This window comes from Deefgea sp. CFH1-16, assembly GCF_016881365.1.
Taxonomy (GTDB): domain Bacteria; phylum Pseudomonadota; class Gammaproteobacteria; order Burkholderiales; family Chitinibacteraceae; genus Deefgea.
The window spans coordinates 2504828-2517173 of record NZ_WLYT01000001.1; the positions used below are offsets into that span (position 1 = coordinate 2504828).

At 46.6% G+C, this 12346-nt stretch carries 23 protein-coding genes and 1 pseudogene; 19 read left to right on the forward strand and 5 right to left on the reverse strand.

Annotation, left to right across the window (positions count from 1 at the left end; translation table 11 throughout):
- Nucleotides 1-31 precede the first annotated feature (31 nt).
- Nucleotides 32-895: an asparaginase domain-containing protein gene (locus GKO28_RS22360; RefSeq protein ID WP_182076631.1), complete on the reverse strand. Its 864-nt coding sequence runs from the start codon at nt 893-895 to the stop codon at nt 32-34.
- Nucleotides 896-1048: 153 nt separating this feature from the next.
- Between GKO28_RS22360 and smpB the strand changes: the two are divergent.
- A pseudogene (gene smpB, locus GKO28_RS13700) lies at nt 1049-1506 on the forward strand (SsrA-binding protein SmpB).
- Between the two features lie 66 nt (nt 1507-1572).
- Here smpB and plsY read toward each other — a convergent pair.
- Entirely contained in the window at nt 1573-2211 is a 639-nt protein-coding gene (gene plsY / locus GKO28_RS13705) for a glycerol-3-phosphate 1-O-acyltransferase PlsY (RefSeq protein WP_182076632.1), read from the reverse strand.
- A gap of 92 nt (nt 2212-2303) precedes the next feature.
- Between plsY and GKO28_RS13710 the strand changes: the two genes are divergently transcribed.
- The 7 genes from GKO28_RS13710 to GKO28_RS13740 all read left to right on the forward strand — a co-directional run bounded on the left by GKO28_RS13710 (nt 2304) and on the right by GKO28_RS13740 (nt 5683).
- A complete protein-coding gene (locus tag GKO28_RS13710; protein WP_182076633.1) occupies nt 2304-2660 on the forward strand; it encodes a dihydroneopterin aldolase in 357 nt (118 codons plus the stop codon).
- 154 nt (nt 2661-2814) lie between these two features.
- Nucleotides 2815-3093 carry a hypothetical protein gene (locus GKO28_RS13715; protein ID WP_182076634.1) on the forward strand — a complete coding sequence of 93 codons (279 nt, stop codon included), beginning with the start codon at nt 2815-2817 and terminating at the stop codon, nt 3091-3093.
- Nucleotides 3029-3745 carry a Tim44 domain-containing protein gene (locus GKO28_RS13720; RefSeq protein ID WP_203564168.1) on the forward strand — a complete coding sequence of 239 codons (717 nt, stop codon included), beginning with the start codon at nt 3029-3031 and terminating at the stop codon, nt 3743-3745. The genes GKO28_RS13715 and GKO28_RS13720 overlap by 65 nt, the downstream gene beginning before the upstream one ends.
- 188 nt (nt 3746-3933) lie before the next feature.
- A complete protein-coding gene (locus GKO28_RS13725; protein ID WP_203564169.1) occupies nt 3934-4221 on the forward strand; it encodes a hypothetical protein in 288 nt (95 codons plus the stop codon).
- A 10-nt stretch (nt 4222-4231) separates the two neighbouring features.
- A complete protein-coding gene (locus tag GKO28_RS13730) occupies nt 4232-4885 on the forward strand; it encodes a Crp/Fnr family transcriptional regulator (RefSeq protein ID WP_182076637.1) in 654 nt (217 codons plus the stop codon).
- Nucleotides 4886-5036: 151 nt separating this feature from the next.
- Complete coding sequence (locus GKO28_RS13735; RefSeq protein WP_182076638.1) at nt 5037-5453, forward strand: Crp/Fnr family transcriptional regulator; 417 nt, start codon at nt 5037-5039, stop codon at nt 5451-5453.
- The gene (locus GKO28_RS13740) at nt 5426-5683 is read left to right on the forward strand and encodes a helix-turn-helix domain-containing protein (RefSeq protein ID WP_203564170.1); all 258 of its coding nucleotides are present in this window, start codon (nt 5426-5428) and stop codon (nt 5681-5683) included. The genes GKO28_RS13735 and GKO28_RS13740 overlap by 28 nt, the downstream gene beginning before the upstream one ends.
- A 96-nt stretch (nt 5684-5779) precedes the next feature.
- On the opposite strand, the gene GKO28_RS13745 is transcribed toward GKO28_RS13740, so the two are convergent.
- Nucleotides 5780-5959 (reverse strand): lipoprotein, encoded by a 180-nt coding sequence (locus GKO28_RS13745; protein ID WP_182076640.1) that lies wholly within the window; start codon nt 5957-5959, stop codon nt 5780-5782.
- A 93-nt stretch (nt 5960-6052) separates the two neighbouring features.
- On the opposite strand from GKO28_RS13745, the gene cyaY reads away from it, so the two are divergent.
- The 11 genes from cyaY (at nt 6053) to GKO28_RS13800 (ending at nt 11759) form a co-directional block, all read left to right on the forward strand.
- Entirely contained in the window at nt 6053-6364 is a 312-nt protein-coding gene (gene cyaY, locus GKO28_RS13750) for an iron donor protein CyaY (protein WP_182076641.1), read from the forward strand.
- A complete protein-coding gene (locus GKO28_RS13755) occupies nt 6364-6813 on the forward strand; it encodes a YqaA family protein (RefSeq protein WP_182077491.1) in 450 nt (149 codons plus the stop codon). The genes cyaY and GKO28_RS13755 overlap by 1 nt, the downstream gene beginning before the upstream one ends.
- Nucleotides 6813-7235, forward strand: coding sequence for a M48 family metalloprotease (locus GKO28_RS22365; protein ID WP_182076642.1), 423 nt, complete (start codon nt 6813-6815; stop codon nt 7233-7235). The genes GKO28_RS13755 and GKO28_RS22365 overlap by 1 nt, the downstream gene beginning before the upstream one ends.
- Nucleotides 7189-7710: a M48 family metallopeptidase gene (locus GKO28_RS13765; RefSeq protein WP_182076643.1), complete on the forward strand. Its 522-nt coding sequence runs from the start codon at nt 7189-7191 to the stop codon at nt 7708-7710. Before GKO28_RS22365 ends, GKO28_RS13765 begins: the two co-directional genes overlap by 47 nt.
- Nucleotides 7658-7951, forward strand: a complete 294-nt coding sequence (locus GKO28_RS13770; RefSeq protein WP_182076644.1) for a M48 family metallopeptidase — start codon at nt 7658-7660, stop codon at nt 7949-7951. Before GKO28_RS13765 ends, GKO28_RS13770 begins: the two co-directional genes overlap by 53 nt.
- On the forward strand, nt 7944-8258 hold the full coding sequence (locus GKO28_RS13775; protein WP_182076645.1) for a tetratricopeptide repeat protein: 315 nt from the start codon (nt 7944-7946) through the stop codon (nt 8256-8258). Before GKO28_RS13770 ends, GKO28_RS13775 begins: the two co-directional genes overlap by 8 nt.
- A 179-nt stretch (nt 8259-8437) precedes the next feature.
- Nucleotides 8438-9343 (forward strand): carbohydrate kinase, encoded by a 906-nt coding sequence (locus tag GKO28_RS13780; protein ID WP_182076646.1) that lies wholly within the window; start codon nt 8438-8440, stop codon nt 9341-9343.
- A gap of 161 nt (nt 9344-9504) precedes the next feature.
- A complete protein-coding gene (locus tag GKO28_RS13785; protein WP_247646554.1) occupies nt 9505-10605 on the forward strand; it encodes an AGE family epimerase/isomerase in 1101 nt (366 codons plus the stop codon).
- A 98-nt stretch (nt 10606-10703) separates the two neighbouring features.
- Nucleotides 10704-11111: an FKBP-type peptidyl-prolyl cis-trans isomerase gene (locus GKO28_RS13790; RefSeq protein WP_182076647.1), complete on the forward strand. Its 408-nt coding sequence runs from the start codon at nt 10704-10706 to the stop codon at nt 11109-11111.
- Between the two features lie 148 nt (nt 11112-11259).
- Nucleotides 11260-11421, forward strand: coding sequence for a hypothetical protein (locus tag GKO28_RS13795; protein ID WP_182076648.1), 162 nt, complete (start codon nt 11260-11262; stop codon nt 11419-11421).
- Nucleotides 11418-11759 (forward strand): hypothetical protein, encoded by a 342-nt coding sequence (locus GKO28_RS13800; protein WP_182076649.1) that lies wholly within the window; start codon nt 11418-11420, stop codon nt 11757-11759. The genes GKO28_RS13795 and GKO28_RS13800 overlap by 4 nt, the downstream gene beginning before the upstream one ends.
- Before the next feature lie 34 nt (nt 11760-11793).
- On the opposite strand, the gene GKO28_RS13805 is transcribed toward GKO28_RS13800, so the two are convergent.
- Both GKO28_RS13805 and GKO28_RS22960 read right to left on the reverse strand, forming a co-directional pair.
- Nucleotides 11794-11979: a hypothetical protein gene (locus GKO28_RS13805; protein WP_203564335.1), complete on the reverse strand. Its 186-nt coding sequence runs from the start codon at nt 11977-11979 to the stop codon at nt 11794-11796.
- A complete protein-coding gene (locus tag GKO28_RS22960; protein ID WP_203564171.1) occupies nt 11909-12250 on the reverse strand; it encodes a YkgJ family cysteine cluster protein in 342 nt (113 codons plus the stop codon). The genes GKO28_RS13805 and GKO28_RS22960 overlap by 71 nt, the downstream gene beginning before the upstream one ends.
- Nucleotides 12251-12346: the final 96 nt, after the last annotated feature.

A 12346-nucleotide genomic window follows, 5' to 3' on the forward strand; every position in this document is an offset into this window, starting at 1 on the left:
TTTTGGCATGCAAAATAACGATAGGGCGCAACTATACCATATGTGTTGCAGTTTGCCATGCCTTACGTAATGAATCATGGTCAGTTTTTTGGGCTAGTGCCGTGTAGAGCCACGTCGTTGCCGCTTCTATGGTTAAGCGAGCGGCAGCTAATGCATTGATTTCTTGTAAAAAACTACCTGCTGCGTAATGCCCTTGACGCACTTGACCTCGAATGCACTGACTACAGTTTATAATTAGGCTTCCTGCTTGAACTGCATTTTTTAATGCACTTTTAAATAAAAAATGCTCGGGTATATTGCCACTACCATAGGTTTCTATTGCGATGGCGGCAAATACCTGCGAATTTATACTGGATGCTAACCAAGCCTCACAGCCTGGGTATAGTTTAATACTGAGAATGTTTAGGCTTGGATTGAGCGGGGAAAACAGGTACTCGCCAGGCGTTACGCTTGACCATTCCCCTTGCCAATTGGGGGCTGCAAATGCGGCATCGGCGTCAGCGTCGAGTTTTTTTACGGCATAACCTGGCAGTAACAGGCCATTAAATGCCACCATCACCGCGTGGCGTTGACTTTGTACGGCATCAAGTGCCAGTTGAAAATTCGCCGGCGCATCGCTGCCCAACTCCAGCCACGGGCGCTGAGAACCTGTGATGACGACGGGTTTATCGATTTGACTCAGCTGCCAGTGGAGTGCGGCAGCGGTCCAAGCTAAGGTGTCGGTGCCGTGCAATATAATGAATCCATCAAATTGATGATAGGCCGCGTCAATATCCTGGGCGATTCTTAGCCAATCTGAGGGTTGCATGCTCGATGAATCGAGCGCTTTAGGATATTCGCGTAAGGTGAGTGCTATGCCGAGGTTATACTCTTGCGCGAGTAAATCGGTAATCACTGGACTTAAAATCCCTGGCTTTAGGTACTAATCCTAAAGGGCTTGGTGCGCAGCCTATGGTGCCACCGGTATAGAGGCAAAGAATGCGTTGAGGTGCTTTGTACTGCGCTGGCATGCTAGAATCCTTTCTTTTTTCCGTACAGGAGACGCATCATGGTTATCGTCGATAATCGTAAAGCGTTTCACGACTTCTTTATTGAAGAAAAGCTAGAAGCGGGCATTATGCTCGAGGGGTGGGAAGTTAAATCCATCCGAGCTGGCCGCGTGCAAATCAAAGAAGCTTATGTGATCCATAAAAATGGTGACTTTTATTTATTTGGTTGCCATATTTCACCGCTGCTTAATGCATCATCGCATGTCGTTCCCGATGTGGTCCGTACGCGCAAATTATTGCTCAAACAACGCGAAATCGATAAGTTGGCGATGAAGGTCGATCGAGCGGGTTATACCGTGGTGCCGGTCAATATGCATCTGAAAAATGGTTTTATCAAAGTTGAGATTGGTTTGGCAAAAGGTAAAAAACACAACATGATAAACGCCAAACAGAAAAAGATCGTGAATGGGTGCGTGAAAAAGCCAGAATCGTTCGGGATGCGACCAAACAAGGTTGATTGATTTTTAGCGACAAAAAAAGCCGAATTTATTATTCGGCTTTTTGGTATCTGTTGACTGAAAACTTAAGATTTGCTGTTATCACCGATTTTGCTTTCTTTACCTTTCATTAGACCGATGATGTTTTGTTTGTGCCGTTGAATCAGTAACACTGCAATCACCGTGACCGCACCAAGATAAACGGTTTGATTGGGCAGCAATAAAGCGGTCAGCAACGGCGTTGCGGCGGCAGCAATTAAGGCCGATAGCGATGAAATCTTGAGGACTTTAGCCACAAAGATCCAAATTGCGAGTGTGGCCAAGCCAAGCCATAGATTGAGTGCTAATAAAATGCCTGCCGCAGTGGCAACACCTTTGCCCCCTTTAAATTTAAAGAAAATCGGCCACATATGACCAATGGTCACTGCAATCATGACGGCGGCAATGGCGAGGGTGTAGCTGGGCGAGCTGGCTTCTCCAAGTCCGATTAGCGGCGCAATCCATTGCGCGGCAAAAACGGCGATCCAACCTTTGAGTGCATCACCGAGCAGAGTGAGTGCAGCCGCTTTTTTATTGCCTGAGCGTAAAACATTGGTAGCGCCTGGATTGTTTGAGCCATAGGTACGTGGATCAGCTAAGCCCATGGTTTTCGAGACAATCACGGCAAAAGACAGCGATCCGAGTAAATAGGCGGCGATAATCAGCAATGACATTGGCAGCGACATCTAAATTTCCACTACAATTGGGGGGTTTTGATTCTAAGCTAAACCGGCTTCATCCTCAAACCGGTTACGTACACCGACGGTAAACAGATTACATGGATATTATTTATTTGCAGCAAGTGCGTGCCAGCACGGTATTGGGTTGGTACGACTGGGAACGCACACAGTCACAAGTCGTCGAATTGGATTTAGAAATCGGCCTACCTTCGGCGCGCGCTTGTGTTTCTGATCATTTGAACGACACGATTGATTATGACAAAGTGGTCACGCAGATTCGGCAAGATTTAACCGAAAAGCATTTTCTTTTGCTCGAAGCTTTGGCTGAGCATATTGCCAATATTGTTCTGAATGATTTTGGGGCGCCTTGGATTAAAGTTTCAGTCACTAAATTAGGTATTTTGCAAGAAGTTGCTCGCGTTGGCGTCACGATAGAGCGTGGGCAGCGTGCTTAAGTAATCAGTTCAAAGTAACTGGTGTTTAAGATAACACTTTGATTTTGTTGCAATAGACTTTGTTTTTTTAGTAAATATTTTTAAATGGATTGAACTTATTACTCTTTGACCCAACTAACTAAACAAAGTTACTAATTAACCAAGGATTTTTAAAATGGCGCGTTTTGCGAACACTTTAATGGTCGTCATGATGAGTACTGCTTTGTTTACTGCCAATATGGCCGAAGCAAAACGGGTTGGCGGTGGCCGCTCTGGTGGTATGCAGCGTCAAGCCGCACCAGCGCCACAGCGTAATAATATGCAGCAGCAACAAGCACCAAGACAGCAGCAGGCCGCACCCGCGCAACAAAAAATCAGGCGGTATGGGCATGATGGGTGGTGTATTGGGTGGTTTGGCTGCGGGCTCATTACTGGGTTATATGTTTGGCAATAGCAGCAACGCCTCGGGCTCAGCTCAGGGTGATGGTGGTATTCCGTGGGGTACTTTGCTATTACTCGGCGCTTTAACTGCGGGTGGTGTGATGTGGATGCGTCGTCGTCAACAGGCGCAAGCGCAAGCTGTACGTCCGAACGCGATGAATTATGCCGGCATGTCTCCAATGCCAGCCGCGCCCACTGCACCTGTTGAGCAAGATCGTGTGTTCCGTATTGGCGAAGGCGCTGCAGCACCAACCTCTGCATGGGGTGGGGCCGCACCATTAAGCGCAGCACCAATCACACGTTTGCCAGATGGCACTGAAGTCGCTGCATTTTTACGCCAAGCGCGTGCAAGCTTTATGCACATGCAGTCGTTGAACTCGCCGTCGCAAGCAGAAGAAATGCGCCGCTATATGACGCCTGAGTTGTTTGCTGACCTGAAAGATGAGATTGGCAGCAATACAGATGTTGCAGAGTTCCCTGAATTAAATCTACAGGTGCTTGAAGCGGTTAACGAAGGGGGGCGTATGGTCGCCAGCGTTGAGTTCTCTGGTACTGTGAGTGAAAGTTTGCATGCCGCACCTGTGGCATTCCGTGAAATCTGGCACTTTGTTCGCCCGATTGATGGTGATCCACGTTGGTTGTTGGCAGGGATTCAGCAGGCGTAAGCACCCTATTTATCGTAAAATACGCAATTAAGTAGGCCAGCCCGTTATGTCTTTGCGACGTGATGGGCTTTTTCACATACAATTTGGCTTGGCTGAAAATTACAGGTCCTTGCTTATGAAGTCAGTAAAAACCCTGGTACTGATTTTGCCATTGATGATGCTCAGTGGTTTGTGATCAGATGCTAGAAATGTTGAATAAACAAAAAGCCAATGGCAAAGCGATTGGCGCATCATGTCGACATAGTGGTCGTTCTTTAGAGGACTGTTTTCGGCGCAATGGCAAAGTGGCGAAAGCTGATATTTTTGCTGGCTGGAAAGAAATGAATGAATATATGCAGTCGAAAAAAATTAATGAGGTCGCACCACCTCCGGATGTAAAAACTGGCTCATTGTCGCCCATTGCCGACCTTGATTCGTCAATGCCGGCCTCACAAGCCGCAGAAGCATCAGCAACTGAAAAAGCTGCAAAACATTAATGGATGATGAATGCGTTCAATATTGGCACAAACACAATTATTTAGTTCTTTAACTGATGAAGAGCTCGCACAGGTTGAATCCTTAGGTATTTTACGTAATATTGCAAAAGGCACGATTTTATTTTATGAAAACGACGTGGTCGAATGCATGTATGTGTTATTGGAAGGGCGTTTAAAGCTTTATTCCAGTAATGACAATGGACGAGAGTTTGTCTATCACGTTGCTGAGCCCGGTATTTCTTTTGGTGAACTGGCTTTATTTTGCGATGAGCGTCGTTCAATTTGCGCAGAAGCTGAAACCGATTGCGTGGTGATGAGTATTCATAAAACTGACTTTATGAGTTTGCTGGTGATGACACCAGAATTGAAAGACCAAATGCTTAACAGTGCAATGAAGGTTATATTTTCTTTGACTAATATGGTCAGAGATTTTGCACTCAAAGATGTTTATGGACGAATTCGAGTTTTGTTCGAGCGTTTAGCACAACCTACAGCAGAAGGTTTGTTGATTGACGAGCAAATGAGTCAACAAGATATCGCTGATCGGGTTGGTGCTTCGCGTGAAATGATTGCTAAAATTATGCGAGAACTGGTGGCGGGTGGTTACGTAGAGACAGGGCGAAAACGTTTGGTGATTTTAAAAAAATTACCAGAGCAATTTTAATTTATAAATAATTTAAGTATTTGTAGCTAAACAGATTTAACCCGTTTTAACTGTATTGTTTTTGCCATTGAGTAAAAAAGTAACTGGCTGAAATTCTTTTACACTGATGCTGATTTGATAAGGCGCGATATGCGTCATTTACAAGGCTTTTATGCTATCCATTTTACAAAATGTACCATTGCTACAAGGTTTTTCTGAGGAACAACTTGAATATATGGTTCAAGTTGGCGTGAAACGTAGCATGCCCAAAGGGGCTTTTGTTTTCCGCGAAGGTGATCCTGCTGAAGGCATGTATGTGTTACTTGAAGGGCAAACTCGCTATTTTAGTAGTGATAATCAAGGCAAGGAATTTGTCTTTTTGATTGCTGAGCCGGGTGACGCTATGGGTGAAATTTCTTTACTTGACGATGAGCCACGTGGCTGGTCGGTACAATGCGAAGAAAATTGCACATTTTTAATGTTTTCTAAGCAAGAGTTTCGCGAAGCCCTCAATCGTGAGCCGCAAGTTAAAGATGTCGTTATTCTTAACTTGGCGCGCGTATGGTGCGAACGTTATCGACCACGATGAAAAATTTAGCATTGCTCGATGTATATGGCCGTGTTCGCGCATTATTTGAATCAATGCTAGAAACCGTTGATGGTCAGGAAATGATTTCTCAACCATTAACACAGCAAGCGATTGCTGATCGTGTTGGTTCATCGCGTGAAATGATTGCACGGATTTTAAAAGAATTGGTTTTTGGCGGTTATATTCGCTTAGAAAAAAAAAAAAATCATTATTATTCAAAAGCTGCCTGAGCGTTTTTAACGCCATATTCAGGCATCAAAAGGCGATCTTCTGATCGCTTTTTTTATGCCTGGAAAAGATTCAATGTGGTTTGCAAGCGAGATGTTTTATTTTTGTAAACTCACGGCGCTTGCTACCGACGCAGACGGGCCGCTGGCCCGCGTCATATTGTCATTGCTGGTGTTTGTTGACGCCGCACTCGTTGCGCCAGGTAAATACAGCGGACCTTTAAAGCCACAGGCGGTGAGGAATAAAGCAGTCAATAAAAAGGCAATGAGGGCGCGCATAGTAGCTTGGTTGTCGGTGGTAGAATGCTTATTTTAGCACGCTCAACCGCAATCAAGGGTTGTCTGCAACATGAATGGTGGAAGGAATAAGTAATGACTGAATCAGAGTTTTTAACAGTGAGTGATACCATTTTTCGCCAAATTGAAATCGCTCTCGATGCCGTGGATTTTGATGTTGATACGCTATGCACCGGCAATGTCTTAGAAATTGAATTTGAAGACGCCAGCAAAGTGATTGTGAATCGCCATGCGGCCAATCAAGAAATCTGGCTGGCAGCGCGTTCTGGTGGTTATCACTATCGCTTAGTCGATGGGCAATGGCGCAATACGCGTGGCGAAGGTGAATTATTTAATGATGTGGCTGCTGCAATTAGTGCGCATGCGGGTGAGGCATTTCATTTTTGATTGAGTTGTCTTTATGGTTGGCGGGTTTATTTGCAACGGCTTTTTTGTCGGCAACGATATTACCGGGTAATTCTGAGGCGGCTTTAGTGGCCGCTTTGCATTTTAAGCCCGACTTAGGTTGGTTGGCGGTAGCTGTTGCCTCTTTGGGGAATGTGCTTGGTGGCTTGCTGACGGTGTATTTAGGGCGCATTTTGCCGAAGGCGCCCGAAGCAAAGTGGTTGCCGCGCTTACAGCGTTTAGGACCCGTCAGTTTATTATTGTCTTGGGTGCCCTTGATGGGCGATGTGTTGTGTGGTGTTGCCGGTTGGCTGCGTTGGCCTTGGCGCCCAGTCATGCTTTATCTTATTTTGGGTAAAGTGCTGCGCTATTTGGTCATTTATGCATTGATGCTGCAGTGGTTTTCAGTTTTAAATCGTTGGCTCTGGCAGTCATTAAGAAGTAGGGCGTAGTGAAACAAAAATTAATTGCTTTGTTGATCGCCGCTTGCGGCATAACACCACTTCAAGCTGGCGAGATGCCAGATTTTGGCGATATTTCGCAACAAGGCTTGAGTACGCAGCAAGAGCGTGAAATCGGTGAAAATGCGATGCGGCAAATTCGCCGTAGCGGTGCAATGATCGAAGACCCTGAAATCGTTGCCTATCTGAATCAAGTCGGCTATCGCCTGACTGACGCTGCAGAAATTAGCCAACCCCAGTTTACATTTTTCCCCTTACTCGATGCCAGCGTTAACGCCTTTGCGATGCCCGGTGGTTTTGTTGGCGTGCATACCGGTTTATTGGTGCAAGCACAGCATGAGTCTGAAGTCGCCAGCGTGTTGGCGCATGAAAATCGCCCACGTCAGTCAGCGACATATTGCCCGTTTAATTGATGGTACAAAATCCAGCCCGTGGATTTCATTGGCATCGATTGCGGTGGCTTTATTGGCGTCGCAAGCCGGTCGTGGTGACGCTGCAGTTGCAGCCATTGCTGCGGGAACGGGCGTTGCGGTGCAAAGACAGCTTGATTTTACCTACTCGTTTGAACAAGAGGCCGATCGAATCGGCATGCAAACCTTAAAAAAATCCGGCTACGATCCCAGTGCGATGGTGGTGTTTTTTGAGCGGCTGCAAAAACATAATCGATTGTATGAAAACAATGCGCCGGATTTTTTACGCACTCACCCCGTTACATTCAAGCGAATTTCTGATGCCCAAGCGCGCTTGGGTGAAATTAAATTTAAGGCGGTTCCCGATAGTCTTGAATTTTTATTAATTCGCGAAAAGTCGCGGGCGATGCAAATGGGCGGGCGTGATGGAGTGCCTTATTATCAAGGCATCATTCAAGAAAAAACGCTACGCCAATGAAACTGCGCAGCACTATGGTTTGGCGTATTCGTATTATTTATTACAGCAATACGATTTGGCATGGCAGTCACTGCAAACGGCAAAAGTCAGTTTATCTAAAGCTAAAAATCATCCAATGTTGGCCTTTTTGGCTGGCAATATTAAATTGGGGCAAGGCAAAAATGCTGAAGCAGTACAAATCATGAGTGATGCGGTGCAGGCTTTTCCGGGCCAATCGCGCATTACTTTATGGTTTGATTGATGCTTATATTGCCAGTGGTCAATTTGCTGAAGCTAAATCGAGTTTGAATGATGCTTTGGAGTTTTATCCTTCGGATGCTTGGTTGTACCAAAGGCAGGCGAAGATGTATGCCAAGCAAGGTGATTTAATGCGGCAGTATCAGTCTCAAGGCGAATACTACGTTAGGCTACAAGAATATACCGCTGCATTTGAACAGTTTGAATTGGCGCTGAAACAGCCTGGAAATGATTTTTACCTGCTCTCTGGTATTGAGGCAAGGCTCAATCAATTGCGGCAAGAGCAGCAAGATTCACGAAAGAAAAAATAGTTAATTGCGCATTAGAGCACGATATTTTTAAATCACTGCCGCTTCGCTTAGTCAAATAGATAGGGTTAGATCGTCAGGATCAGTCGCGTGTATCACGGCAGACTAAGGTGCTTTGCGACTTGTTATTGCTGCGCCAAGCACGGTACTCTTACCCAGACAAACAATATGGTGAAAGTAATATGCAAAATCCCCGTTTATTGGTGTTTGGTGAGGCGCTAACTGACATGATTCGGCTTGATGATTCGCATTGGCTAACACGCGCAGGCGGTTCTTGTTGGAATGTGGCTCGAGTTGCGGCCCGCCTTGGAATTGCGACGGGGTTTGCCGGCAGCATATCCAATGAATGTTTTGGTGAAGAAATTGCTCAGCAATCAGCCGCCGCCGGGCTGGATCTGCGCTTTTTTCAGCGCAGTGACAAAAATCCCTTCATGGCCGTCGTGCATCAAACTCAACCGCCGGCGTATTACTTTTTGGGCAATGATACGGCGGATCTTGCCTTTCAGATTGAGCTGCTGCCTCCCCATTGGCGTGAATCATTGCTTGTTGTACATTTTGGCTCACTCGGTTTGGTTCGAGAGCCATTAGCCAGTCAGTTGGTGGCTTTGGTGATCGAGTTAAAGCAAGCAGGGGTGCAAATTAGCTATGACCCCAATTGGCGCAATTTAATGGGGCCAGATTATCGACAACGGTTTGAGACTTTCTTAAGCATTGCCGATTGGATTAAGATTTCTGACGAAGACCTCGCCCATTTAATGCCCGAGTTACCCTTAGATTTGGCGCTTGAACAAGTGATTGCCTGGGCTGGCGACGCGCAAATTTTGTATACCCAAGGCGCGCAGGGTCTGCGTTTATATCACCATGGTCAGGTCGATTTTATTGCCGCATTACCAGTGACCGTGGTCGATACCGTTGGGGCGGGTGACGCCAGTATGGGCGGTTGGCTCTCCAGTTTATTGGCATTTCCAGCGCGTAGCCCGCAAGAGCATGCCCAATTTGCTGCCGCTACCGCAGCGACCGTGTGTCAATATCCGGGCGCGTATGCACCACAATTGGCTGAGGTAAATAGCACCTTAGCAAGGTATTGATTGCGCTCGATTACTAGCGCATCGACATGAGATTGACATTGGATTAATCGCGCAGCAGTTTGTGCTCATCAGGGACTCTGGTATGGCCGACTTTCGCAGTTCTGAATTTTTACTCAAGCATATTCGTCACACGATGGCTTTTTACGATCCTAGATCGGTGGATGCATCGGGAGGGTTTTTTTCATTTTTATCTCGATGATGGCACGGTGTATGACTCGCACACTCGGCATTTAGTCTCGTCAACGCGCTTTGTTTTTAATAATGCGATGGCGTATCTGCAGTTTGGCGAAGCGCAATACCGGGAACGCGTGCAGCACGGCATTGATTTTATTCGGCAGGTTCACCGTAATCCGCAGACCGGCGGCTATGCATGGGAACTCGTCGATGGGCAGGTGAGCGATACCACCAATCATTGCTATGGCTTAGCGTTTGTGATGTTGGCTTATGCCTGCGCGCTGCGTAGCGGTCTGGGTGAAGCACGGCAATGGCTTGCTGAAATCTTTGACTTAATGGAACAGTATTTTTGGCTCAATGACGATGGTATTTACGCCAGTGAGGCCAACGCGGATTGGCAGTTAACGGCATATCGCGGGCAAAACGATAATATGCATGCCTGCGAGGCCATGTTGGCCGCGTTTGAAGCCAGCGGCGAAGAGCGTTATTTGCAAAGAGCCAAATTACTGGCAGAGCGTTTTACTTTGCGCCAAGCCGCACTCACCAATGGCCAAGTGTGGGAGCATTTTCACCCCGACTGGACGCCGGATTTGCTTTATAACAAGGGCGATAAAAGTAATATTTTTCGGCCTTGGGGCTTTCAAACTGGGCATCAAACAGAATGGGCAAAATTATTGCTGATTTTAGATCGGCACGATCCACAAGCTTGGCATTTGGCACGCGCTCGCGCCTTATTTGATGCCGCAATGGCATCGGGCTGGGATCAGATTCATGGTGGCTTAATGTATGGCTACGACTTGGACGGGCGCGCTTACGATGAAGACAAATATTTTTGGGTGCAAGCCGAATCATTAGCTGCCGCCGCATTACTAGCGGATCGCACTGGCGAGGCGCGCTACTGGCAGTGGTATGAACAAATTTGGGCGTATAGCTGGCAATATTTTGTTGATCATGAATATGGTGCCTGGTACCGCGTGCTGAGCCCAAATAATCAGAAACTAGATCATTGCAAATCGCCAGCAGGTAAAACCGATTACCACACGATGGGGGCTTGTTACGAAGTGCTCAAAGTGTTGAGTGCGCCATAAAATAATCAAACAACGTCGCCAAGACATAAATACCAACTGCTATGATGCGCCATCGAGCATTGCTTGATACGCTCAATTTAAATTAAAAAGGATTTAGTATGAAACATTTACTCACCGCGATGGTCTTACTTGGCAGTGCCTTGACTGCAAACGCTGCAACTGCGCCAGCCAGCGTTGAAACCACTCCGAGTGGGATTCAAATTACCACTTTAAAAGCGGGTACTGGGCCAGTACCTAAAGCCAGCGATACGGTGAGCGTGCATTATCGAGGCACTTTAGAAAACGGCACTGAATTTGATAGCTCATATAAACGCGGCAAACCAGCAACGTTTCCTTTGAGTGGTGTCGTTCCGTGTTGGACTGAAGGCGTACAAAAAATCAAAGTGGGTGGTAAGGCTAAATTAGTTTGTCCGCCACAATTAGCCTACGGTAGCCGTGGTATTGCCGGCGTGATTCCAGCTAATGCCACCTTGATTTTTGAAGTAGAAGTTTTAGAAATTAAATAATCCGTGTCGGCGACGTGTCGACATTTGAAATCATTGGAGTTGCTATGTTCAAAATTTGTTCTGCCCGTCGCCTTGGTTTTAGGTTTAGGTGCTTGTGATCAAGGCGCGCAATTGGCGCAGCAAGCTGCTTCATCCGTAGGCGCTATCGTTGGGCAAGAAATTAAAAAATCAAGCCAATGCGGTGATTGAGCAAACCGTGGGTGAAGCCAGTGAAGCATTGGCGCCGTTTGGTATCAATGCCAGTCAAGTAAGTGGCGCGATTAAAGATAAAACCAGTAGTTTAATTAGCCAAGCCATGCCATCGATGTGAATTGGAGCGGTTTAAATGCATTAGCCGGTAAAACGCCCAATGAAATCGGCTTATTCACCGCCGTAAGTCCGATTGATGGCCAGTTAAATACCTTGCTCGGTGAGCAAGCGACAGCGATTAAAGCCGCGTTAGCCGGTGCAGTACTCAAGCAAGACAAGGTGTTGTATTTGCTCAGTGATCAGCCAGATCAAGCCACTTGGTTGCTGATTGACACCGCCAATCGCAAGCTAGCCGCAGGGCAAATTGTGAATGGTCAATTGAAAAACCTTCCTTTTGCAGGCGAGGCGATTCAATTGCCGAGTGAAATTAGTGCGCTACAAAGTAAATTGCTGAAATAAACAGCGATCCATAACCGCCTAAAAAACTGCCGAGCTAAGCCTCGGCAGTTTGTTTTTGTGCTGTTTGCAAAGTGGGTAATGGCATCAATGGCTTTAATTGATGCGCGGCTCTGGCGGTTTGGCAGGCTGGGTTCGGTTGACCGGCTTCGTCATACACATAAAAATTCGCGGCAAGTGCTAGAGCGCTGGCGGTAAATATTGCAATGGCTGCTTTTGCCAACTTCACCTTTAAAGCTGATGCACGTCACTTGTTGCTGATTGGTGCCTTTCATCGCGGCATACACCGGCGAGATCATAATGATTTTATCGCTGGGAACGGCAAACGCACTGTCAGTAAAACTTCCGGCAACTTCTCCGGCGTAAAACGAAACTCGAAAATGATTGCAACACGCACCGCAGCTGGCGCACACATGGGTATTGTCATCGGGCATATCGACAAAAACTCTGCCATCTTCTTGTGGAATTTTGATTTGTTGATCTTGGGTCTTCATGGTGGCTTTATAAGGGTATGACCATCCAGCGCATAATGGCTGTGGTTTTGCTGATTATACTGTCGTCATGCGGGTTCAGGTTGAGGGCTTGAGTTA

Coding starts and splice junctions, on each gene's coding strand:
- plsY (WP_182076632.1), bottom strand. CDS start 2,211: ATGTCGCTGCCAATGTCATTGCTGATTATCGCCGCCTATTTACTCGGA.
- GKO28_RS13710 (WP_182076633.1), top strand. CDS start 2,304: ATGGATATTATTTATTTGCAGCAAGTGCGTGCCAGCACGGTATTGGGT.
- GKO28_RS13715 (WP_182076634.1), top strand. CDS start 2,815: ATGGCGCGTTTTGCGAACACTTTAATGGTCGTCATGATGAGTACTGCT.
- GKO28_RS13720 (WP_203564168.1), top strand. CDS start 3,029: ATGATGGGTGGTGTATTGGGTGGTTTGGCTGCGGGCTCATTACTGGGT.
- GKO28_RS13725 (WP_203564169.1), top strand. CDS start 3,934: ATGTTGAATAAACAAAAAGCCAATGGCAAAGCGATTGGCGCATCATGT.
- GKO28_RS13730 (WP_182076637.1), top strand. CDS start 4,232: ATGCGTTCAATATTGGCACAAACACAATTATTTAGTTCTTTAACTGAT.
- GKO28_RS13735 (WP_182076638.1), top strand. CDS start 5,037: ATGCTATCCATTTTACAAAATGTACCATTGCTACAAGGTTTTTCTGAG.
- GKO28_RS13740 (WP_203564170.1), top strand. CDS start 5,426: ATGGTGCGAACGTTATCGACCACGATGAAAAATTTAGCATTGCTCGAT.
- GKO28_RS13745 (WP_182076640.1), bottom strand. CDS start 5,959: ATGCGCGCCCTCATTGCCTTTTTATTGACTGCTTTATTCCTCACCGCC.
- cyaY (WP_182076641.1), top strand. CDS start 6,053: ATGACTGAATCAGAGTTTTTAACAGTGAGTGATACCATTTTTCGCCAA.
- GKO28_RS13765 (WP_182076643.1), top strand. CDS start 7,189: ATGAAAATCGCCCACGTCAGTCAGCGACATATTGCCCGTTTAATTGAT.
- GKO28_RS13770 (WP_182076644.1), top strand. CDS start 7,658: ATGGAGTGCCTTATTATCAAGGCATCATTCAAGAAAAAACGCTACGCC.
- GKO28_RS13780 (WP_182076646.1), top strand. CDS start 8,438: ATGCAAAATCCCCGTTTATTGGTGTTTGGTGAGGCGCTAACTGACATG.
- GKO28_RS13785 (WP_247646554.1), top strand. CDS start 9,505: ATGCATCGGGAGGGTTTTTTTCATTTTTATCTCGATGATGGCACGGTG.
- GKO28_RS13790 (WP_182076647.1), top strand. CDS start 10,704: ATGAAACATTTACTCACCGCGATGGTCTTACTTGGCAGTGCCTTGACT.
- GKO28_RS22960 (WP_203564171.1), bottom strand. CDS start 12,250: ATGAAGACCCAAGATCAACAAATCAAAATTCCACAAGAAGATGGCAGA.